The sequence below is a fragment of the Neobacillus sp. 204 genome (genome assembly GCF_046562815.1).
Classification (GTDB): Bacteria; Bacillota; Bacilli; order Bacillales; family Cytobacillaceae; genus Neobacillus.
The window spans coordinates 26863-48522 of sequence record NZ_JBJORY010000019.1; the positions used below are offsets into that span (position 1 = coordinate 26863).

Here is a 21660-nt window from a genome sequence, read left to right on the forward strand (position 1 = left end):
ACTACAGTTATCGCATAAGGGAGGTACATGTGGATGAATGAAAATGTATTAAAAACAAATCAACTATCCAAGACATATAAACAGCAACTGGCCTTAAACAAAGTTAATCTTACAATTCAAAAAGGGGCTATCTATGGCTTTATTGGGCAAAATGGGGCCGGTAAATCTACATTGATTCGGATCGTGTCAGGATTGGCGTTTCCAACTGCGGGTACAGTCGAATTATTTGGAAAAACAACCGAAGCAGAGCTTGTCGAGGCAAGAAAGCGGATAGGGACGATGATCGAGGGCCCGGCGTTATATCCCCAGATGACCGCTGCCGAGAATTTGGAAGCACATCGACTTCTTAAAGGGATTCCAGGGAAGGACTGTGTTGGAAAACTGCTAGAATTAGTTGGCCTACAGGAAACGGGCAAAAAGAAAGCAAAAAACTTTTCCTTAGGAATGAAGCAACGGCTTGGGCTTGCTATCGCCCTATTAGGGGATCCAGAATTTTTAATTTTAGATGAGCCGATCAATGGTCTAGATCCAATGGGGGTTGTCGAAATCCGTGAACTTTTAAAGAAACTCAATCGTGAATATGGGATTACCATCCTGATATCCAGTCATATTTTGAGTGAGCTCCATTTATTAGCTACCCATTATGGGATTATTCATAAAGGAGTATTATTGGAGCAATTAACAGCACAGGAACTCAATGAGAAGTGTCAGCAATTTTTGCATATTAAAGTGGATAATCCTAATAAAGCAGCCACTGTTATAGAAACGGATCTCTCGACAACGGATTTTGAGGTCATGCCAGATGGTGTAATTAAGCTATTCGCCTATTTAGATGCTCCGGGGAAGGTTTCGACAGCCTTAACAAAGCATGGTCTGGTCATCGAACAATTTATGCCGATGGGTGAAGAACTGGAAGGCTATTTTATGAATCAGATCGGGGGCATTCAGCATGGGTAATGTCATCAAGTCAGAATTATTTAAGTTGCGGAAGGATCGTTCGTTCAGGACACTGACATGGCTCTTGATCGCTGTCTCTGTTTTGTATCCTTTGTTAATGGTAGTGGATGATGGTCCAACGCTGGTGAACGTGGAAGAGTTTTATATGTACAACATTATTGGCGGAAATAACTATATAGTAAAGTTAGTCCCATGTATTTTAGCAGGCTTCTTTATTTCTAGTGAATTCTCCATCGGTACTATGAAAAGCATGGTTGCTTCCGGCAATAGTAGAATCCGGATTTATTTTGCAAAATTAATTGTGTACGCGATCGGCGCAATTGTGATCTCGTTAATCCTGCCGCTTGTGTTGACAGGGGCAAGTGCACTTTATTTTGGGTTTTCACACCTGCCAGAGCTAAGTTATTATCTCGAGACGGTTGGTTGCATCGCGCTTTATGCCGCTGCATTTGCCTCGATCATGGCTATTTTTTCGACGATCTTTACGGATAGTGGGAGGACAATTGGGTTTTTGCTTCTGTTTTTCTTACTGTTTGATAGTATCCTTTATATCTTAAGTAATAAGATCTCATTCTTTGAGCCGATATTTAACTATTCTGTGTTCAAGCTTCTCCTCGACATTGTCAACATCCATTCGATGGATGGCGGTGAAGTGTTTACCTTAGTGCTCGTACCAATTGTTACGTTTATCGTGTTTGGCGTGATTGGGAGCCTTATTTTTAAGAAAAAAGAAATAAAATAATTTAGGAAAAGCGGGTGAGCAGCATGCTCTTGATCACCATTATTTCAATTGTAATAGCATTATTTTTGCTCACTCGGCTTTTTTTGATAAAAAAAGAAATCAAACACATTACCAGACAGCTTAACGAGGTGAATTCCCGTCAGACCGAAAAGAAGCTCGATTTGGCCTTTTTTGAAAAAGATCTAGAACAGCTGGCTAAGTCTATTAACGACCAAGTTGCTTTCATGATGCTCGCGCGTGCAGAAAAACGCCGGACGGAAAATGAGCTAAAGCAGGCGGTTGCCAATATCTCACATGATATTCGGACACCGATGACCTCTATTCTTGGGTATATTCAGCTGCTCGAATCAGCCGATGTATCATCAGAGCAAAGAAATGAGTATACGGCCATTGTCAAAAATGGGGCACTGCGTTTAAAGGTACTATTAGAGGACTTTTTTGAGTTATCGATTATCGAATCCGCTGATTATCCATTAAAAATGGAAACCATCAAACTAACTCATTTGCTGTTGGACGTATTGGTTGGGTTTTATGAAGCCTTTCACCAACGAGGCATTGAGCCAATTGTGACGCTCCCTGAAGAAGAAATGACTATAAAGGCAGATGCTTCGGCACTCAAGCGTGTCCTTGAAAATTTACTTGGTAATGCCGTGAAACATTCGCGCGGCCATGTCACCATCTGTCTGCAGAAAAAGCCATCCACGATTGAATTAGTAATCAGTAATCCAGTGCAACAATTAACAGAGGCGGATGTTTTACTCCTGTTCGACCGCTTTTATAAAGCCGACCAAACGAGAACAGGGAAAGGCACGGGGTTGGGTTTATCGATTGCGAAAAGTCTAATGAAAAAAATGGATGGGAACTTGACCGCCCAACTAATGGACCAACAATTAGTAATGACATGTGAATGGAAGGTATAAAAACGACCCCTTAGGCTACTTGCTTAAGGGGTTTCTCATGTCAAGCCCCAATACTCGTAAGTCTCAAGCCTTAGGAAAAGACACACCCCTAGCCTAATTCAGGAACGGTGATCCATCTCTAAAATAGACAGTATACGAGACAAAAGGGGAAAGGAAGAGAGTATGAATTTTTTAATTAAGTTTAGTTTGAAAAACGTTGCCGCTATTTTTATCATTACCTTCTTATTAATTACCGGGGGCCTCTATTCATTTTCTCAGTTAAAAATGGATATGCTTCCGGACATTGAAGATCCTGTTTTAACGGTTGAAGCCATCTATCCTGGTGCCTCACCTGACGATGTAAATGAAAATGTCACCGCCAAGTTGGAGGAGCAGTTCAAAACCATCCAAGGCATCAAGAAAATGGAAAGCTCCTCCTATGAAAGTATGGCCATCTTCACCTTGAATTTTCCGACTGATACGGATTTAGACAAAATGGAGCAGCAGGTCAGTAAATCGATTGAGGATGCTCATCTTACAGAGAACGTTAAGACTGAAGTGAAACGTTTCTCGCTCAGCATGATCCCGATTTACGATATTTCTGTGTTTGCGAAAGGGAAAACTGATCTTAACGAGTACATGGAAAAGGAAGTTGTTCCTGCACTTAAGAAGATTGATGGAGTACAAACGGTCGCGGTCGGCGGACAAGTTGAGCAACTGGTACAAATTACTGTCGATCAAGCGAAGGCTTTAAAAAGCGGGCTAACCATTAGCAGTATCAATAACCAAATTAAACAGAAGTATTTTTCCTTCCCTGCTGGCCAAGTTCAGGCAGATGATCTGAAAATACCAATTCGCGTAGAAGAAAAGCTAAAAACGATCAAAGAACTAGAAAACCTCCCATTACAACAAGAAGCCCTGGGCCCACAAGGAAAGGCGAGTCCGATACTATTAAAGGAAATTGCCAAAGTAGAAGAAGTCACGATTCAAGCAGAAAAGACGCGTTACAATCTAAAAGATGCACTATCACTTGTTATAACAAAGAAACAAGATGCGAATACCGTTGAGGTCTCAGATAAAGTGATCAATGAATTAGCTAAACACGATCACAAACTAAATTACCATATAAGCTTTGACTCAGCTGCGTCAGTGAAGGACTCTGTCCAAACGTTAGTGCGCGAAGGACTGATGGGAGCAATCTTTGCCTCACTTGCCGTACTGTTATTTTTACGTAACATTCGCGCGACATTTATTGCGATTATCTCGATCCCGTTATCATTATTATTTTCATCGATCTTCTTAAAGTAAATGGACATTTCGCTAAACATGATGACCTTAGGTGGAATGGCTGTGGCCGTCGGTCGAGTCGTCGATGATAGTATTGTCGTGATTGAAAATATTTTCAGGCGTGCCCGTAAATCTGGTGAAGCGAAGCTCTCGAATGAGCTTATTATTGATTCAACGAAGGAAATTACCAAGGCCATTGTATCGTCTACCTTAACAACGATCGTTGTTTTCTTGCCATTAGGATTCGTTGAAGGAGATACGGGTGGATTCTTCCTGCCATTTGCCTTAACGGTTACCTTTGCCTTAATCGCTTCACTGCTTGTCTCGGTCACGCTCGTCCCTATCTTAGCCAAGTATTCCTTTGCCAAGGTTCCAAGGGAAGAAAAGGAAGGCTTTTTACAAAGAACCTATGCCAAATTAATTGAGCGCTCCTTAAATCATAAGGCGATCGCGATTGTTATTTCGGTTTTATTGTTAGCAGGGTCAGTCATGCTAGTTCCCGGTTTAGGTTTTGTATTTATGCCAAATGAGACGCAAAAGACATTAACGGCGACGATTGAAATGCCTGCATCCACCTCGATGGAAAAAACAAATGAAGTCTCATTCAAAATGGAAGAAATGTTCCGTGCGAAAAAAGAAATCAAAGACATTACAGCTGCAGTCGGAAGCCGTGATATGTATACGGGTCTAAAAGCGGAAAATAAAGCAAGTTATTTCCTCACGTTAGCGGAAGGTACAGAAGTGAACAAGTTTTTACGTGACCTTCGAAAAGAGATGGCCGCTACGATGGAAAAGGAATCAAACCAAGGCTTGTTTACTGTTCAGGAATTCTCAGCAGCAGGTCCGCCAACCAATAATAATATTATGATTGATTTATATTCGACAAATCTTGAAGATTTGCAAGCAACGGCTAAAAACGTGGAAGAATATATGAAGAAAAACAAAGATTTAAAAGATGTCAAAAATAATATTACGGATAAACAAAAACAGTTTTTAGTAGAAATTAATTCGCAAAAAGCAGCAGAGTACGGGATTGCGGGTATGCAGGTCCTCGGAATGATTGCTGATCAAACGACTCCTGTGAAAGTAGGGGATCTTACGTTAAATAATGACCTGAAAACGGTCCAATTATCGTATGACAAAGCGATTACTGCGAACGATCTTCAAGAATTACAGGTCTTTAGTCCAAAAGGTCCAGTAAAATTAACGGACATTGCGACGATTAAGGAAATCGACAGTTTCACTTCGATTCAAAAACTTGATGGAAAGATCTTTGCCCGGGTTAGTGCCCAAGTCAAAGGGAATGACATCAGTGCCGTCACAACAAAAGTAACGGAAGGGGTCAAAACGGATATTGATTTACCGAACGGTATTTCATTTGAAAGCGGGGGCGGAAGTGAAGAAACCGCTGCTGAATTTCAACAGATGGGAATTGCCATGACGGCAGCCATCGGCTTAGTCTATCTGATTATGTTGATTACCTTTGGGAAAGCGCGTATTCCTGTTCTGATCCTGTCATCGCTGATCTTTGTACCAATTGGCTCATTCACAGCACTATTTATTGCGGGAGAGCCCTTATCGATGAGTGTGATGATCGGCTTCTTGATGCTGATTGGAATTGTCGTGACGAATGCGATTGTCTTGATTGATCGGATTACAAGAAACAGAGATCAACAAGAATTAACTGTTCGTGCGGCATTGATAGAAGCAGGAAAAACGCGTTTACGACCTATTTTAATGACCGCTGTCGCAACGATTGCCGCTCTACTGCCACTGGCCTTTACCACCTCTTCAGGCACGTTTATCTCAAAAGGTCTGGCGCTTACCGTTATTGGTGGTTTAACTTCATCGACGCTGTTGACACTAGTGTTAATTCCTGTTCTTTACGAGTTATTCTTCTTTAAACAAAGTAAAAAAGAGCGTCTGAATCATTCGATCGAATAAATAAATGGCAAAAGAACATGACGTATGAATTGACATACGTCATGTTCTTTTAAATGGCTGCGCTTTTGTTTACTTTAATATTCTCCTTTAATTACAAAATACGAACCACGAATTGTTCCAGCTAGTTTAGACTTCTGCCTAGCAAACTTAAATTTCCCTTCTAACTCTTTTGGTACCTCCATCCCATCAGAAAGCTTAAAACCAACAGCCCGCTTCGGCTTAGGGTCATCAATTGTATACATGACGTTGACCTCAAGGCCATCCTCATAAAAGACGTAGGCCATTTTAATATTTTCCACTTGAAAACGCGATGTTTCTAAAGGTTTGGCCGCAAACTCAATATCACGTTCTTCTTTCAAAATTCGGTTCACATAATCAAGGGTCTCGCAGGACTCGCTAGCTGGTACAACCGTAAATTCATGCTTGTATTTGTTCATAAAGTAACGGGCTTCGTTCGCACGTAAACCAGCAAGCGCTTCTACTACAGGCGAAGACTCTAAACCAACCGTAGACACATTTTTAAAATCAACGATATAGGACATTTCCATCCCTCCTATCTCTTTATTTCCTAACAACAGGAATCCACATTTCACCAAAAACTAAGCCGTTTCGCTGCCCCATCTCAACCGTTGCATTTGGCCCGCCAACATAGGCAAAATTCGTTGCTTCTGACAAGACTTGACCAAAGGCAATACCGGCAAGCGTATTATGCAATTCATCAGCCGTCTTCCCTTCGCCTTTCACAACTAGGTATTCCCCCTTAGGAAATTGGATAATTCTATCTCCTTCAGATGCCGATGCCTCTGTCATGACGCCAGCATAATGCATCATCTTGTTATTCACCGCTTCGTTCACGGCAAAAACGTAGTCATTTATGGCTTTTGTCTTTAAAGTGTCAAGCCTTCCGTCTTGGCTGACGGCCTGCCAAAAGTCAGACTTTTCCTTGTTTATGCCTGCATAGTCTGTGTAATCGCTCTTAAGCTCAGTTCCCAAACCTAAAACGGTAAAACTGTCTTTTTCTTTTAGAGTATAATCTGCCATTTTCAAAACCATCCTCTTTTTATAATTTTCAAATGACTTGTTTTCTTCACTTGATAGATATATCATAGCCTTAAATCGTGTCAAAAAATGATACTGTTTAGGAGTCCTGATGAAAAAAGTTGAACGGATTAATATCATCATGCGGTATATCAACAACCGCAACCACTTTACAATTTCTGAAATCATGCAAGAATTTAACATCTCTCGTTCGACAGCTATTAGAGATATCAGAGAAATTGAGGCCATGGGGATGCCGCTTGTCGCTGAAGTTGGAAGGGATGGGGGCTATTTTGTCATGCATAACTCTGTCCTGCCCGTTGTTCGCTTTACCGATAATGAGGTCAAAGCTCTTTTTATTGCCTTTATGGCCACAAGAAATCAACAACTCCCCTATCTAAAGAGTCGTCAGTCTTTAGCTGAAAAATTAATAGGCCTCCTCTCGGAAAATCAGCAAGATGACCTTGTTCTGTTAAATCAGATCTTGCTTTTTGAAGGGACCAACCCCCATAATCCGGACTTACTTGATCTGTCAGACCTCCCCCATCCCATGTTAGAAAAACTCATCCAAAGCCTTCTTTTGGATCGCTATTTATTAATGACCATCCAAGAAGAGAAGGTAATAAAGTCTTATCCAATTTATCTCTTGCACCTTTATCGTGAAAAAAGCTTTTGGCTGATTGAAGGTTTTGACTTAATCGAAGAAAAGAAGCAGATTTTTCTGGTTGATCATCTCACCAATGTCGAGCCTTACCCGACGAAAAAAAGGTTAAGTAAGAAAAAGATTTTAGAAAAACTAAGGAAGCAGGAAGAAGAAATCAACCTTGTCCTTGAGCTTGGTCCAAAAGCGATTGCCCAGTTCAAAAAATACCACCCTTTAAAAGTTTCAATTTCCTATACGAATCCTTACCAAACCACAGCCATTCTAAAGACTTTTATCAATGTTAAAAAGCCCGAAGAATTGTCCGAAATAACCAATTGGCTGCTTTTCCTAGGTGGGGATATCAAGGTCAGGGAAGTGCCTGAAGTAGTCTTAGAAGTTTTACAAAAGAGATTATCCTTATTTTGCCCATAATAGGCACGAATTATAAATATAAGCGCACCTTTCCGGTCCGCATCACAAAAATCTTTTGGTCACAGGAATTTTTGCCATTGATCATAATATCTAAATGAATATCCTCATTTCCAATGCTTCCCTTCTTTTTGATACAATCAGTAGTACGATAGGGGGAATGACCATGTTTAAACTATTTATTATTGAAGATGATAAACAACTAGTTAGCTTGCTGAAAGAGCATTTACATAAATTTGGCTATGATACAAAGTCTATTGAAAATTTTGAGACGGTCCGAGCAGAATTTGAGCACTATGAACCACACCTCGTCCTACTAGATGTGAACTTGCCTAAATTTGATGGCTATTATTGGTGCCGGCAAATTCGCAGCATTTCTACCTGTCCGATTCTATTTATCTCGGCTCGGGAAGGGAAAATGGACCAAGTGATGGCGCTTGAAAATGGGGCGGATGATTATATCACGAAACCATTTGACTATGAAATTGTCACAGCGAAAATTAATAGTCAACTGCGAAGAGCGTATGGCTCTTATGCTAGTTTACAAAACGAGCGGACTACTTCGGTGGAAGGACTGACCTTGGATGTGGAACGTTTGAGTCTTGCATTACACGAACAGGAAATTGATCTGAGTCATACCGAAGCGAAAATATTAGATGAGCTTATGAAAAAAGCAGAGAAAGTCGTCAGCCGCGATCGATTATTAGAGAAAATATGGGATGATCAAGCCTTTGTGGATGATAATACACTGAATGTCTATGTCACTCGTGTTCGGAAAAAATTAGCTGCATTAAATATCCTGGATGCCCTTCAAACGATTCGCGGTCAAGGGTATCGGCTTGTTCCAAACTGGGGGCAAAAGCCATGAAGCTTTTTTTTCGGGAACAGTTTGCCCTCATTTTCTTTTATATCCTTCAGTTGGTTGTCATTACGGTTATTTATTGGCTGGATGGTTATCATCATTTAAAGATAAGTCTTTATGCGGCCTTCCTAAGTGGCTGTCTTCTGGGGGGGTACCTCTTTTTTCGGTACATTACGAATCGATCGTTCTACCAGCGTTTGGAAGAACCTTTAACCTCAATGGAGGGTTTTACATCCATTGTCCAGAAAAGCCCACTGGCAGAAAGCTTGCAACAGCTTCTGAAAAGCCAATTCCGCCATTATAAAACAGACCTGCATAATTATAAGTACAAGCTGGAGGGACATATTCAGTTTATTAATCAATGGGTGCATCAAATGAAGACTCCATTGTCTGTTATTCATTTAATCGTCCAGGATGAGGATGACCCCCGATTCCATGCGATTGGTGATGAATTGGATCGGTTGAAAAAGGGCTTGGACATGGTTCTATACACAGCGCGTTTAGATACCTTTGAACGCGATTTTTATGTGGAAACCCTTGATTTGCAAACCGTTGTCCGCTCTGTCACTTCAAGTCAAAAACGATTATTTATCCGTAAGAAGGTGTTTCCATTGATACAAATGGACGGGGATTTAAGCGTGGCATCAGATGAAAAATGGTTATCCTTTGTGATTACGCAGGTGATGACAAATGCGATTCGTTATACAGTCGAGGAAAATCGAAAAATTTATTTCAAGGGCTTTACACGTGGTATTAACACCGTTTTAGAAATTCGTGATGAAGGTGTCGGGATTCCTCCAAGCGATCTACCTCGTGTTTTTGATCCTTACTTCACAGGTGAAAATGGCCGAAACTTTCAAGAATCCACCGGAATGGGCCTCCATCTAGTCAAGCAAATCTGCGAAAAACTCGGTCATCACCTCGAAATCGAATCCATCATCAACCAAGGCACCACCGTACGCATCGTGTTCTAGCAGGTGTCATTAGCAGGTGTCAGGCACCGTTCGTGGACACTTTCTTGTTTTGTCCTCCCGTGGCGGACACTCGGGATCACTCCCTCATTCACTTGACTAACCTAACCTTACAATTGTGTAAGCTAGTTGTAAGTTTGTGACATGGCAGGGGGTGTGAGTTTCTAGGTACAATATGGGTACAAATGTGACAGGGAGTGAAGTTGATGTCGATTTTAGAAGTGAGACATTTAGAGAAGATTTATGAAGGTAGAGTTGCTCATAAAGCAATTGAAAATATAAATTTTACAATTGATAAAGGCGAATTCGTCGGAATTATGGGGCCGTCTGGAAGTGGAAAGACCACCCTTTTAAACTTAGTTGCCACAATCGACAGACCCACAGCTGGTGAAATTACAATTAACGGGAAAAATCCTCATGTGTTAAATAGGAAAGATACCGCGTTATTTCGACGCCATCAGCTTGGGTTTGTTTTCCAACATTTTAATTTACTGGATACCTTAACCGTGGAAGAAAATATCGTTCTGCCGCTCACCCTTGATGGCGAAAGTGTGAAGGAAATGGATCAGAAGCTCAATCAGGTCGCAAAAAAACTAGGGATTGACCAAATCCTGAAAAAACGCACCTATGAAATTTCTGGAGGACAAATGCAGCGAACAGCAATCGCCCGTGCCATTATTCACAACCCCGCCCTTATTTTGGCGGATGAGCCAACTGGTAACTTGGATTCAAAATCAGCCAAGGATGTCATGGAAACACTGACAGCGATCAACAAGGAAGATGGGGCTACAGCATTAATGGTTACCCATGATGCTGTTGCTGCCAGCTATTGTCACAGGGTTATTTTTATTAAGGATGGACAACTCTATAACGAAATCTACCGCGGCGATAACCGCCAGGCGTTTTTCCAAAAGATTATTGATATGCTTGCCTTGTTAGGAGGGGACAGCCGTGACCTTTCCACAGTTCGTTTATAGAAATGTAGTCCGCAATAAACGGACCTACTCCGCTTATTTTTTTAGCAGCGCCTTTTCAGTCATGATCTTTTTTATTTATGCCCTGTATATCTTCCATCCTGATATAAAAAAGGGTGTCACTTCGGCGCTAGCAGCTGAATTAATGACCGCCGCAGAAGTGATAATGTACGTGTTTTCCTTCCTATTTGTACTATACTCTGTCAGCACATTTCTAAAATCAAGGAAACGTGAATTTGGGATTTTACTGATGCATGGCATGACGAAAAAACAATTAAATAGTATGGTGTTTTTAGAAAATATGATGATTGGGCTGGGAGCCATTATCACTGGGATTGGAGCGGGAATGATCACTGGGAAACTATTCTTAATGATTGGCTCAAAGATGATAGGGATTCCGCCGTTGCCATTTTATTTATCCGCAAAAGCGCTCATGCTAACCGTTGGTGCCTTTTTAATCCTTTTCTTTAGTATTTCGTTATTTACGACCATCCTAGTCCGGGTAAATAAATTAATTGATTTATTTCAAGCGGGGGAAAAGCCGAAAAAAGAACCCAAAGTATCAGTTTTCTTATCATTTCTCTCGGCAATTTTATTGATCGCCAGTTATTATTTAGCAGCGACAGCAACCATGCAGACGTTAATTTTCCTAATACTGCCTGTAATTGGCATGACGATTATAGGAACCTACTTTTTCTACACCCAGCTATCGGTGTGGATTACGAAAATGCTTCAAAAAAATCGCTTCTTGTTTTGGAAAAAAACGAATCTGATTACAATTTCTAGTCTAACCTACCGCTTGAAGGATAATGCTCGGATGTTTTTCATGGTAACGATTGTTTCTACAGTGGCATTTTGCGCAGTAGGCTCGCTTGCCTCTATGAATGTGATGAATAAACAAATCGACGTACAATTTCCAGCAGAAATCAGTTATCTAGCCAAAGATGGCCAACCGGTTCACCAGCAAAATTTACAGCAAATCAAAGCGGAATTAAAGCAGAAGAAAATCAAGTATACGACCAATCAGGTCCCAATTAAATACGTTGCAGTTGCTTCTTCCACGGATGCTTATGCACAGGAAAAAATACCGGTAGTTTCTTTCACCAGTTATAAAAAGATTGCCGAAGCGGCCGGCTTTGAATTTAATGAAACTCCTCTTGCAGGAAATGAAACACTAGATATGCGCACATCGACTTTTAGTAACTCGGAAGAAATAACCTATATCTTAAAACAGGATCAGATAAAACTTTATCATGACCAAGCAACTAAAAACGCTGTCTTTCCGGTTCAATTGATTCATAGTCAGGGTGTTGTTGTCAGTGATCAAATGTTTGACAGGCTTACCCCAGTTAATACAGAAATATTTACAGGTTTTTACACAAAGGAACTTAAAAAAACAGCAGGGATGGCAGAGAGTCTAGTAAAAAATGGTTCCACCATGTCGTTAGAACATATTCCCTACTCGATGACTGTCAGCGGAACTTTATTAGAATTACAAATAGGTATGTATAAAATGATGCTGTTCGTGGCCTTACTCATTGGGGCTGTATTCTTTATAGCTGCAGGAAGCTTTTTATACTTCCGGCTTTATGCTGATCTGGAATATGACCGCCGTCAGTATTTAACGATCACAAAGGTTGGCTTAACAGAACAAGAATTGAATAAGATTGTTACGCAACAGCTTGCCTTGCTTTTCTTCGTTCCGATTGTCGTGGCCTTTGTGCATAGTGGATTTGCCTTTATGGCCCTGCAAAGTTTTTACGAATTATCCATCGCCAAAGACATGATCATCGTTTTGGCTGGTTTCTTTCTGGCCCAATGTATTTATTTCTTTTTCATCCGTTATCGTTACTTGCGGAACTTAAAAAAATCATTAATCTAGTAAAAAGCCCATCTGAATTTATGCTTCAGATGGTTCTTTTTGAAAAATAAGAAAGTATAAAAAGGACCGGGCGGTTTTTTGCCCGGTTTTTCATAGGTTGAGCGGATTTCGACATTCTTTTCTCCATTTCCCGGGAAAAAATCCTTTTATTAAAAGGGTTTATCCCCTTACTAATCAAACGTTTGGTTAGTAAGGAATGTTCGGGAATCGTGTCGAAGCAGGGGAGTTTAGCTACAATACTCCTAAATTTGACTTGTTTCTACTTTTTTATAGAGGAAAAATACAACTGAGTCGACAAATACATTTCACAATATAGGGCTGAAACCCTTTATCTATATGGTCCCCACACAAACTAATCAAACGTTTGGTTAGTTTTTTTGAAGAGTGTAAATTCAACAATTTTTTTATAGGATTTTTGAGTAAAGGCTGGATTGTAGAAGGGAATTTAGCCGATTTAATTAAACGTTTGATTAGTTTGAAGCAGGTCGAAGGATGTAAAATGAAAAAGAAAGATGGTACTTAGGAGACTTCGTTGTCCCAATTACCAACAAACTTTTCACCTGATAACTGATAAAAGCCCTTAATATAAAAGGGCTGAAACCGGTTTTAATCAAACGTTTGGTTAGTAACGAATTTGTAGGGAAAATAGTCGAGGTATGTAAAAGAAAAACCTAAAGTTCAATAAAAAGGTATCTAGGGATGGTTTAGATACCTTTTTTAGGCTTTAAACACTGCCGCTCCTGAGCAGTTAGTTCTTTCGTAAAGGAAGAATTATTCTCACAATCGTCCCTTTGTTGACTTCACTTTCATATTCAATTGCCCCGTTCAATTCACGGATGATTTTGTTGGTCACCATGCTGCCTAGTCCTGTTCCTTTTGTTTTTGTAGTATAAAAGGGCAGGCCAATCTGCTTTAACTGTTCAGGGGTCATCCCTTTTCCATTGTCTTTGATTTTAATTTCAACGGTATTTTTAAAATGGTCAGCATACAATTCAATCGTAATGGCTCCCTGATTTGTAATCGATTCGATCCCATTTTTGATGATATTCATGATGGCTTGTTTTAAATGAGCTTCATCACCACTTACATAAAGTGCATCTTTATTTTCATAGTTAATGATGACATTAGAATAAGCAGCAAGAGGACTCATTAATTGGACGCAGTCACTAATCACTTCACTGATCAAAACAATGGAAGGTTGAAACGGTTCAGGCTTTGCAACTTTCAAATAGTTGGTAATAATACTATTGGTTCGATCCAGTTCTTCCATAATTAACGAAGAATACTTTCTAAACTTCAAATCCGTGGTATCTGTACTTAAAAATTGGATAAAGCCTCTAATCGTCGCAAGCGGGTTTCTAATTTCGTGTGCAATCGAAGCCGCTAGTTGGCCGATCATCGTCAACTTATCCAGATAAACCATTTCCTCGAATTGCTTATTAATTTTTATCAACTTTTCAATGACAAAAATAAGCGCTATATTTGTAAAAAATAGAGCAATAAAATAGATGAAATAAAAGGGCAATTTTAAAAAATTAATGTTGAAATAAAGAATCGTTATATAAACAATAAAATAACAAACAACCACCAGTGTCCCTGCCGAAAGCCTAGAATGTGATTTAAGAAAAAATCTCCTGAAAACAATGGAGATTAAAAAGGCGACAACATTTACCAGAATGCCGGTTATGAGGAATTTTCCGCCAATTATATAGCGGACAAGACATACGCTTACTAAAACGATGCTTCCGGGAAGCCAGCCGCCATACAGTGTCAGGATGAGGATGGCGCACATTCTTAAATCAAAATGGGTGGCCCCTAAGGTTTCAATGGGATAATACATACAGAAAAGAGCACCAAAGGAACCGATTAATCCATAGATCACCTTTTGTTTTAAGGAAGAAGGAACTTTCGTTTGAAACGGGAAAAATAAATTTGCATTAAAAGTAAAAGATAATAAAATCGTAATATTAACCAACAGTGGTTTGATTAGAGTAATCAAGAAACATCCTCCAGAATCATAAATGATATGCTTCTATATTTATCTTTCCCTCCAGAACCGATAAACTTTCCGCACAAAAAGCATCTAGTAAGAATCATACCCCACTCGAACCAGTATTGCAGTATAACAATAGAAAAAATGTGGATTTCTGTTATCATCTAAACAAAAAAGCTCTTCTCTTATTTGGAGAAAAGCCTTTTATTATAGGATTATCTAGTTTCTGCTGATTGTCCGTCTCCTTGTAATTTCCGGTATTTAACAAAGCTTCCAAATCGCCAGACGCAAATATAAATGAATGCTAATGTCATCGTCAGAATTGTAAACTCGATATAATCCATGCTTTTGAAATACTGACTTAAAGCGATGCGAATGCCAATGATGGCAATGATTACATATTTAAACGTTTTGTTTGGTTTGGAATAAATCAATCCATCGTCGCGGATTTCATAGGAAGTTTGGGTAAGCATAACCGCCCCAAAACATAGGCCAAGCAGAGCCGCGATGAGCATTTCCCAATAGGCGGGAAGATGAAATGGTTTACCTGGAATGTGGAGCAGCTGGCTAATACTAAGCGAAAACATAACCAGCATAAATAAGACGGGAGATATGATTCCTAAACCTCCTCTTTTAATCGGACCCTTTCTACCTTTCATTTTGAAAAAAAGAACAAGTCCGATAATGACCAGGACAACCACGGAAATTACTAGTATTTTCAATCTGCTTCAATCCCTTTCGGAAAGCTTCTGAATCTTGCTATATTGTATGGTTATCATAATGCAAAGTTACGTATGTACGGTAGTGTGATATTTCATGTTTTTCACATGAGAATGTTCATGAATCGATTGTGAAAATTTGTTATTTTATTATTCAGAAAATTATTGACACCAACAATTACAAGATGTTATTATTTTCCTCTGTGACTCATAATAGATCAGGAGGGGAAAACGATTGATTTATTTACAAGGCATAAGCAAATCTTTCAAGATTGCCAAACGTCAATCTGGCTTTCGGCAAGCAGCCAAATCTCTTTTTTATCGAGAGCATACGATTGTGGACGCACTAAAGGAAATCTCTTTTTCTATTAATCCAGGGGAAATCGTTGGCTACATTGGTCCAAATGGGGCAGGAAAATCGACCACGATCAAAATTATGAGCGGGATACTGGTGCCTGACACCGGGAGTTGCTCTATCATGGGCTTTACACCGTGGAAGGACCGGGTTCAATATGTACAGAATATTGGGGTTGTCTTCGGCCAGCGTTCACAGTTATGGTGGGATGTCCCAGTCATTGATTCGTTTGAACTGCTAAAAGACATCTACAAGGTACCAGAGCAAGAATATCAAACTTCAATCGAACTACTCATTGAAACGCTAGAGTTGCAAAACATCCTTTATTCACCTGTCCGTCAACTAAGCTTAGGACAGCGGATGCGCTGTGAAATAGCGGCTTCTCTTCTACATAATCCCAAAATCTTATTTCTAGATGAACCGACTATTGGTCTTGATGCTGTCTCTAAAATTGCTGTCCGCCAATTCATCAAAACGATTAACAAAGAAAAGGGAGTCACGGTGATCCTCACTACCCACGATATGAATGATATTGAGGCATTGGCTGACAGGGTAATCTTAATTGGAAAAGGTAGTTTATTATACGACGGCCAGTTAGAGGAATTAAGAAAGCAATTTGGCTCCCAGAAAACGATCACCGCAGATTTCCGCAAAAATGCTAAACCTATCGATATCCAAGGGGCGACCGTGCTCTCGCGGTCACCGGAACAAGTAGTCCTAAGTATTGATACAGAGCAGGTAAACACTTCTGAAATCATTACCCAATTATCCAATAACCTTGAGTTGATTGATGTCTCGATTGAAGCCCAACCAATTGAGGAAACCATTCTTAAGCTTTATAAGGAGTACCAAATATGAGGGTGCATCTATCCGTTTTGAAATTGCGGATGAATATCGGGATGCAGTACCGAACAGCGGCTTTAGCAGGGGTAGCTACTCAGTTTTTCTGGGGGTTTATCACAATCATGGTTTTTGAAGCCTTTTATGAACATGCCTCCACTACACCACCTATTTCCTTAAAAGAATTAATTACATACATCTGGCTGCAACAAGCCTTTCTTGTTTTTATAACGATGTGGTTTCGCGATAATGAACTATTTGATTTGATCACAAGTGGCAATATCGCCTACGAACTTTGCCGTCCCTGTGAACTTTATGGTTTTTGGTATGCCAAGCTCTTGGCACAACGGTTATCCAGTGCCTTTTTGCGCTGCTTCCCCATCTTGATTATTTCTTTCTTTTTACCAAAACCATACAACATGACTATGCCGCCAAGTTTCTTAGCCTTTCTATTATTCTTATGCGCTTTAATCCTAGGATTACTTCTTCTCGTTTCCATCTCAATGTTCTTATATATATCCGTATTTGTGACCTTGTCTCCAATGGGATCTCTGCTAGTATTTAGCGTCCTCGGTGAATTTTTTGCCGGATTAATCATCCCTGTACCTCTCATGCCAGAGTGGCTCCAAATTGCCGCCAATGTGCTTCCATTTCGCTGGACGGCAGATTTCCCGTTTAGGGTGTACTCAGGCCATATCTCTCAGCATGACGCCATCATCGGTATTATCATCCAGCTTATTTATTTGTTGGGTTTGATTTGGTTAGGGAGAGCGGCATTAAATAAAGTGTTAAGGAAAGTTGTCGTCCAAGGAGGTTAATTTAACGATGAGAATATACTTTAAGTACCTATGGATTCACTTTAAATCACAAATGGAATACCGGACGTCCTTTTGGTTATTATCGATGGGACAATTTTTTATCCCTTTTACGGTTTTTGCGGGACTCTACTTTTTGTTCGAACAGTTTGGACAAATTAAAGGATGGCAATTCTTCGAAGTGGCGTTTTGTTTTGGGATTATCCACATGGCCTTTGCCTTAAGTGAATGTTTTGCCCGCGGATTTGATGCTTTTTCTAGTTTAGTAAGGAATGGTGAATTTGACCGCTTACTAGTCCGCCCACGGACTACGTTTATCCAAGTACTCGGATCGAAGTTCGAGTTTACGAGATTTGGCCGACTTCTTCAAAGTGCGGTTGTTTTGGTCTGGGCCCTGAACAATCTCAACATCGAATGGAGTGTGGTAAAAGCCGTGACCTTGCTTCTGATGATGGTTAGTGGAATTTTTATTTTTACAGGTATCTACATCCTTGCTGCTACCTTGTGTTTTTGGACGATTGAAGGTCTTGAGGTGGTCAACATCTTTACCGATGGCGGAAGGGAAATGGCGCAATACCCATTAAATATTTATCAAAAATGGGTGACCCGTTTTTTTACCTTTGTAATTCCTTTTGGAACAGTAAACTACCTGCCTCTATTCTATATTTTAGGAAAGAACAGTGGGAACGAGATCTATTACATGCTAATTCCTCTTGCAGGCAGCTTGTTTATTCTTCCTTGCCTCCTTGTCTGGCAATTTGGTGTAAAGCATTATCGCTCCACGGGTTCCTGATTGGGAGCCCGTTTTTAGTAGTGAAATTGCAGAGGAAAATAACATATGGTATATTTGAAGAAAAGTGACCAAAAAACTAAAATGGTCAGTGGAGGTTGACATGGCAACCGATCGTAGAAAGATGATTGTAGAGGCAGCAACCAAGTCTTTTTCATTATTTGGCTACAAAGCAACAACAATGGATCAAGTCGCAAAGCTGGCCAATGTGGGCAAAGGGACGATTTACACCTTTTTTAAAAATAAAGAAGAGTTATTCGAAGAGATTATATCAGCCCTGGTCAAGGAAATGATTGCTGAGGCAGAATCGGTCATCCGGCCAGAGTTACCATTTACAGAAAACGTGCATCAGGCTCTTTATCGCTTATTAGAGTTTCGTTCTCAGCACCAACTGATGATTAAACTGGTGCAAGAGGAAACAGAAATGGGGACTTTAGCGGTTTCGGAAATGCTGCAGCACGTGGAGGATGAAATTATTGCTTATATCAAGCAGAAAATGGATGCGGCCATTGCCAAAGGAGCGATCCCACCGGCTGATACCGAAATTACTAGTTTTCTCCTTTTAAAAATGTATATTGCCTTAGTTTCAGACTGGGAAAAGCATCATCAGCCACTAAGCTCTGAACAAATCGCGGAAATCATGAAAGTGCTTTTAGTAAATGGTTTGTCCACATAAAAAAAGACTTGTATCCAAGTCTTTTACTGTAATGGAGCGTCAATAAGTGCCGCTCCTTTTTTCTTATTTTAAAAGATAATAATTTTTTGAAGCAGTCGCAATTTTTGGTCCATTCTTACGGCTGCCAGTTAATTCTTCCATTAAACTTAAAAATGTTCCAAAAAGGTAATTGACCACCGAACCGGCGAGAATTCCAAATCCTAGTGCTGTTAAGAAATAAGCAGTATTGTAACCGCTTGCAAATTGACCTAACAAAATAAGAATAATTCCTAAACCGCTTCCGAAGATAGCTGTTTTCTTAAAAGTAAAAATACTCTTTAAGTGTTTTTCCTGCATCATTATCAACTCCCCTGTAAGAATATTCTATCAATTGTCACAAATTTGTCAAACTTTTTTTAAAAAATTTTGCTTGTTGAATTTATCTGTTGACTTTTGCTTCTGGCGCTCACGTTTAAAAACGGGGCCACACATATTAGGCCCCGGGCATTACTATTTCTTTGCTAAGTTTTCTTGTGCCATTTTCACCAGCTCGCGGACCATACTGCCGCCTAGTCGGCCGCCTACTTTTCCGGCCTGCTCTGACGTGAGTTGGCCATTATACCCTTTCTTTAATGGAACCCCAACCTCTTCAGCTGCTTCAAATTTTGCATCCTCTGGGTTCCCGGTATTTGCGACTTTTGCCTTCAACGCATCTAAGCCAGATCGCGCCTCTGGGACAAGGATTTTATTTCTTCTTCTCGCCATGCAAAATCCCTCCTTTAGTAGTAGGATTACCTGAATGTAAAAAATAATCAGCAAACACTGGAAAAACCCATAATAATCCAGTATAATAACTGATAATAAATTCGGAAAAAATCAATGATAAAGAGAGTAGTTATCTAAAATGGTGCAGCGATTCAGGGGTGGTGAGAGCCTGAGACAGAATAGATAATGAAGCGCACTTTTGAGATGCGTACCTGAATGAAAACAGTAGGGTATGCCGGAGATCCTCCGTTACAAAGGAAAGTTGGTTCTTTTTGAACAATTAGAGTGGTACCGCGGGATTATGAACTCTCGTCTCTTTTATTAGAGACGGGAGTTTTTTGCTTTTTAAAAATAAATTGGAGGACAAAAAGATGAATTTTAAACAGGAGCTTGCTTCAATTTTATATGACTTGCTTGATCAAGCGATTTCACGGACAGACCTGGAACTGATGATCGAAAAACCTAAGAATCAGGACCATGGCGATTTAGCTTTTCCTTGCTTTACGTTAGCGAAACTAAAAAGAAAATCGCCCAATTTGATTGCAGAAGAGTTAAGGGAAAAGATTACTTCTCCGATTTTTGAAGAAGTGACAGTGGTGGGGGCGTATTTGAATCTCTTTTTAAACAAAAAGACGGCTTCCGAAAAAGTAGTGGGAGATATCATCGCACAAAAAGGAAACTATGGTGCGCTCGCATTTGGGAACGATGGGGCGGTCACGATTGACATGTCTTCTCCGAATATTGCTAAACCCTTTTCGATGGGTCATTTGCGTTCAACGGTAATCGGCAATTCACTCGCATTAATTGTTGAGAAATGTGGCTATAAGCCGATTAAGATTAATCATCTCGGGGACTGGGGGACACAGTTCGGGAAGCTTATTACGGCCTATCAATTATGGGGAGATGCCGAACTGGTCAAGAAAAACCCGATTAAGGAGTTATTAACCCTTTATATAAAATTTCATGAGGAAGCGGAGAGCAAACGAACCCTTGAAGATCAAGGGCGCAGTTGGTTTAAGAAGCTTGAAGATGGGGACGAACAAGCATTAGAGCTTTGGAAATGGTTTCGAGATGAGTCCTTAACAGAGTTTTCAAGAATTTATGAGTTAATGAACGTTCAATTTGATTCCTATGCTGGCGAGGCCTTCTATAATGATAAAATGGATCGCGTTGTTCAGCTTCTAGAAGAACAACACTTACTAGTTGAATCCGAACAGGCGCAGGTGGTTGAACTAAACGAAGAACAGCTCCCGCCGTGCCTGATTAAAAAGTCTGATGGGGCCACGCTGTATGCGACCCGTGATTTAGCCGCGGCACTTTATCGACAGGAGGAATATCAATTTGTCCAATCCTTATATGTGGTTGGCCATGAACAAAGTCTTCATTTTAAACAGTTAATTGCTGTGCTGGCAAAGATGGGCTACGATTGGTCAAAGCAAATGCACCATATTCCCTTTGGAATGATGCTAAAAGACGGAAAGAAAATGTCAACACGGAAAGGGAAGGTTGTTTTACTAGAAGAAGTTTTAAACGAATCAATTGCAATGGCTCGGCATAATATTGAAGAGAAAAATCCTAATCTTTCTAACAAAGATGAAGTTGCTAAACAAGTAGGCGTTGGTGCAGTCATTTTCCATGATTTAAAGAACAATCGAATGAATGATATTGAATTTTCGTTAGAAGAAATGCTTCGCTTTGAAGGAGAAACCGGTCCTTATGTACAATATACCTATGCAAGGGCCTGTTCCATTTTACGAAAAGCAACGGGGAACACTGAGTTAGCTGCTACAACCTACACCAATTCATGGGAGAAAGAGTGGAAGGTCACCAGTCTCCTTATGGAATTCTCGCCTGCAATTAAAAGAGCATGTGTCAACTTTGACCCGTCTCAAGTGGCAAAATATATTATTGATCTCGCGCAGGCCTTCAATAAATATTATGCAGAGGTTAAGATCCTTGAGGAAAGTCCTGAACAACAGGCACGGTTGGCACTGGTCTATTCGGTAACGGAGGTTTTAAAAGAAGGATTACGATTATTAGGATTGGAAGCTCCGGTCGAAATGTAGTTTCTATAAAAGGAAACAAACTAAAGTTATACAT

Annotated in this window: 19 protein-coding genes, 1 pseudogene and 1 other annotated feature; of the genes and pseudogenes, 14 read left to right on the forward strand and 6 right to left on the reverse strand. The window is 40.1% G+C overall.

The window, feature by feature from the left end; all coding sequences use genetic code 11:
• Nucleotides 1-33: 33 nt before the first annotated feature.
• The 4 genes and pseudogenes from ACJ004_RS26495 to ACJ004_RS26510 all read left to right on the forward strand — a co-directional run bounded on the left by ACJ004_RS26495 (nucleotide 34) and on the right by ACJ004_RS26510 (nucleotide 5829).
• On the forward strand, nucleotides 34-957 hold the full coding sequence (locus tag ACJ004_RS26495; RefSeq protein ID WP_410896099.1) for an ABC transporter ATP-binding protein: 924 nt from the start codon (nucleotides 34-36) through the stop codon (nucleotides 955-957).
• Nucleotides 950-1699, forward strand: coding sequence for an ABC transporter permease (locus tag ACJ004_RS26500; protein WP_410896100.1), 750 nt, complete (start codon nucleotides 950-952; stop codon nucleotides 1697-1699). The genes ACJ004_RS26495 and ACJ004_RS26500 overlap by 8 nt, the downstream gene beginning before the upstream one ends.
• Before the next feature lie 83 nt (nucleotides 1700-1782).
• Entirely contained in the window at nucleotides 1783-2619 is an 837-nt protein-coding gene (locus ACJ004_RS26505; protein ID WP_410896101.1) for a sensor histidine kinase, read from the forward strand.
• 162 nt (nucleotides 2620-2781) lie between these two features.
• Nucleotides 2782-5829, forward strand: a pseudogene (locus ACJ004_RS26510) (efflux RND transporter permease subunit).
• Between the two features lie 74 nt (nucleotides 5830-5903).
• On the opposite strand, the gene ACJ004_RS26515 reads toward ACJ004_RS26510, so the two are convergent.
• Together ACJ004_RS26515 and ACJ004_RS26520 are read right to left on the reverse strand one after the other, a co-directional pair.
• Nucleotides 5904-6371 carry a phage tail protein gene (locus ACJ004_RS26515; RefSeq protein WP_410896102.1) on the reverse strand — a complete coding sequence of 156 codons (468 nt, stop codon included), beginning with the start codon at nucleotides 6369-6371 and terminating at the stop codon, nucleotides 5904-5906.
• Nucleotides 6372-6390: 19 nt separating this feature from the next.
• Nucleotides 6391-6870: a GyrI-like domain-containing protein gene (locus tag ACJ004_RS26520; protein ID WP_410896132.1), complete on the reverse strand. Its 480-nt coding sequence runs from the start codon at nucleotides 6868-6870 to the stop codon at nucleotides 6391-6393.
• Between the two features lie 109 nt (nucleotides 6871-6979).
• Between ACJ004_RS26520 and ACJ004_RS26525 the strand changes: the two genes are divergently transcribed.
• The 5 genes from ACJ004_RS26525 (at nucleotide 6980) to ACJ004_RS26545 (ending at nucleotide 12628) form a co-directional block, all read left to right on the forward strand.
• Nucleotides 6980-7942: a helix-turn-helix transcriptional regulator gene (locus ACJ004_RS26525; RefSeq protein WP_410896103.1), complete on the forward strand. Its 963-nt coding sequence runs from the start codon at nucleotides 6980-6982 to the stop codon at nucleotides 7940-7942.
• Between the two features lie 163 nt (nucleotides 7943-8105).
• Nucleotides 8106-8807 (forward strand): response regulator transcription factor, encoded by a 702-nt coding sequence (locus ACJ004_RS26530; protein WP_410896104.1) that lies wholly within the window; start codon nucleotides 8106-8108, stop codon nucleotides 8805-8807.
• Nucleotides 8804-9775: an ATP-binding protein gene (locus ACJ004_RS26535; protein ID WP_410896105.1), complete on the forward strand. Its 972-nt coding sequence runs from the start codon at nucleotides 8804-8806 to the stop codon at nucleotides 9773-9775. The genes ACJ004_RS26530 and ACJ004_RS26535 overlap by 4 nt, the downstream gene beginning before the upstream one ends.
• A gap of 203 nt (nucleotides 9776-9978) precedes the next feature.
• Nucleotides 9979-10749, forward strand: a complete 771-nt coding sequence (locus ACJ004_RS26540; RefSeq protein WP_410896106.1) for an ABC transporter ATP-binding protein — start codon at nucleotides 9979-9981, stop codon at nucleotides 10747-10749.
• Nucleotides 10724-12628, forward strand: coding sequence for an FtsX-like permease family protein (locus ACJ004_RS26545; RefSeq protein WP_410896107.1), 1905 nt, complete (start codon nucleotides 10724-10726; stop codon nucleotides 12626-12628). Before ACJ004_RS26540 ends, ACJ004_RS26545 begins: the two co-directional genes overlap by 26 nt.
• Nucleotides 12629-13376: 748 nt before the next feature.
• Here the strand turns inward: ACJ004_RS26545 and ACJ004_RS26550 are convergent.
• Together ACJ004_RS26550 and ACJ004_RS26555 are read right to left on the reverse strand one after the other, a co-directional pair.
• Entirely contained in the window at nucleotides 13377-14627 is a 1251-nt protein-coding gene (locus tag ACJ004_RS26550; RefSeq protein ID WP_410896108.1) for an ATP-binding protein, read from the reverse strand.
• Nucleotides 14628-14836: 209 nt separating this feature from the next.
• Nucleotides 14837-15328, reverse strand: coding sequence for a CcdC protein domain-containing protein (locus ACJ004_RS26555; RefSeq protein WP_410896133.1), 492 nt, complete (start codon nucleotides 15326-15328; stop codon nucleotides 14837-14839).
• Nucleotides 15329-15575: 247 nt separating this feature from the next.
• Between ACJ004_RS26555 and ACJ004_RS26560 the strand changes: the two genes are divergently transcribed.
• From ACJ004_RS26560 to ACJ004_RS26575, 4 genes are all read left to right on the forward strand, one after another.
• Nucleotides 15576-16553: an ABC transporter ATP-binding protein gene (locus ACJ004_RS26560; RefSeq protein ID WP_410896109.1), complete on the forward strand. Its 978-nt coding sequence runs from the start codon at nucleotides 15576-15578 to the stop codon at nucleotides 16551-16553.
• The gene (locus tag ACJ004_RS26565) at nucleotides 16550-17353 is read left to right on the forward strand and encodes an ABC transporter permease (protein WP_410896110.1); all 804 of its coding nucleotides are present in this window, start codon (nucleotides 16550-16552) and stop codon (nucleotides 17351-17353) included. The genes ACJ004_RS26560 and ACJ004_RS26565 overlap by 4 nt, the downstream gene beginning before the upstream one ends.
• 7 nt (nucleotides 17354-17360) lie before the next feature.
• Nucleotides 17361-18143, forward strand: a complete 783-nt coding sequence (locus tag ACJ004_RS26570; protein WP_410896111.1) for an ABC transporter permease — start codon at nucleotides 17361-17363, stop codon at nucleotides 18141-18143.
• Between the two features lie 100 nt (nucleotides 18144-18243).
• The gene (locus tag ACJ004_RS26575; protein WP_410896112.1) at nucleotides 18244-18816 is read left to right on the forward strand and encodes a TetR/AcrR family transcriptional regulator; all 573 of its coding nucleotides are present in this window, start codon (nucleotides 18244-18246) and stop codon (nucleotides 18814-18816) included.
• Between the two features lie 63 nt (nucleotides 18817-18879).
• Here ACJ004_RS26575 and ACJ004_RS26580 read toward each other — a convergent pair whose 3' ends face one another.
• Both ACJ004_RS26580 and ACJ004_RS26585 read right to left on the reverse strand, forming a co-directional pair.
• Nucleotides 18880-19155: a hypothetical protein gene (locus ACJ004_RS26580; protein WP_410896113.1), complete on the reverse strand. Its 276-nt coding sequence runs from the start codon at nucleotides 19153-19155 to the stop codon at nucleotides 18880-18882.
• Between the two features lie 150 nt (nucleotides 19156-19305).
• Nucleotides 19306-19560 carry an alpha/beta-type small acid-soluble spore protein gene (locus ACJ004_RS26585; protein ID WP_410896114.1) on the reverse strand — a complete coding sequence of 85 codons (255 nt, stop codon included), beginning with the start codon at nucleotides 19558-19560 and terminating at the stop codon, nucleotides 19306-19308.
• A 105-nt stretch (nucleotides 19561-19665) separates the two neighbouring features.
• Nucleotides 19666-19880, forward strand: a binding site (T-box leader).
• Nucleotides 19881-19931: 51 nt separating this feature from the next.
• Here ACJ004_RS26585 and argS point away from each other — a divergent pair.
• Nucleotides 19932-21626 (forward strand): arginine--tRNA ligase, encoded by a 1695-nt coding sequence (argS, locus tag ACJ004_RS26590; RefSeq protein WP_410896115.1) that lies wholly within the window; start codon nucleotides 19932-19934, stop codon nucleotides 21624-21626.
• Nucleotides 21627-21660: the final 34 nt, after the last annotated feature.

Excerpts from the sequence above, each read along its gene's own strand:
- ACJ004_RS26495 (WP_410896099.1), top strand. The coding sequence starts at position 34 with ATGAATGAAAATGTATTAAAAACAAATCAACTATCCAAGACATATAAA.
- ACJ004_RS26500 (WP_410896100.1), top strand. The coding sequence starts at position 950 with ATGGGTAATGTCATCAAGTCAGAATTATTTAAGTTGCGGAAGGATCGT.
- ACJ004_RS26515 (WP_410896102.1), bottom strand. The coding sequence starts at position 6,371 with ATGTCCTATATCGTTGATTTTAAAAATGTGTCTACGGTTGGTTTAGAG.
- ACJ004_RS26520 (WP_410896132.1), bottom strand. The coding sequence starts at position 6,870 with ATGGCAGATTATACTCTAAAAGAAAAAGACAGTTTTACCGTTTTAGGT.
- ACJ004_RS26525 (WP_410896103.1), top strand. The coding sequence starts at position 6,980 with ATGAAAAAAGTTGAACGGATTAATATCATCATGCGGTATATCAACAAC.
- ACJ004_RS26530 (WP_410896104.1), top strand. The coding sequence starts at position 8,106 with ATGTTTAAACTATTTATTATTGAAGATGATAAACAACTAGTTAGCTTG.
- ACJ004_RS26535 (WP_410896105.1), top strand. The coding sequence starts at position 8,804 with ATGAAGCTTTTTTTTCGGGAACAGTTTGCCCTCATTTTCTTTTATATC.
- ACJ004_RS26540 (WP_410896106.1), top strand. The coding sequence starts at position 9,979 with ATGTCGATTTTAGAAGTGAGACATTTAGAGAAGATTTATGAAGGTAGA.
- ACJ004_RS26565 (WP_410896110.1), top strand. The coding sequence starts at position 16,550 with ATGAGGGTGCATCTATCCGTTTTGAAATTGCGGATGAATATCGGGATG.
- ACJ004_RS26570 (WP_410896111.1), top strand. The coding sequence starts at position 17,361 with ATGAGAATATACTTTAAGTACCTATGGATTCACTTTAAATCACAAATG.
- ACJ004_RS26575 (WP_410896112.1), top strand. The coding sequence starts at position 18,244 with ATGGCAACCGATCGTAGAAAGATGATTGTAGAGGCAGCAACCAAGTCT.
- ACJ004_RS26580 (WP_410896113.1), bottom strand. The coding sequence starts at position 19,155 with ATGATGCAGGAAAAACACTTAAAGAGTATTTTTACTTTTAAGAAAACA.
- ACJ004_RS26585 (WP_410896114.1), bottom strand. The coding sequence starts at position 19,560 with ATGGCGAGAAGAAGAAATAAAATCCTTGTCCCAGAGGCGCGATCTGGC.
- argS (WP_410896115.1), top strand. The coding sequence starts at position 19,932 with ATGAATTTTAAACAGGAGCTTGCTTCAATTTTATATGACTTGCTTGAT.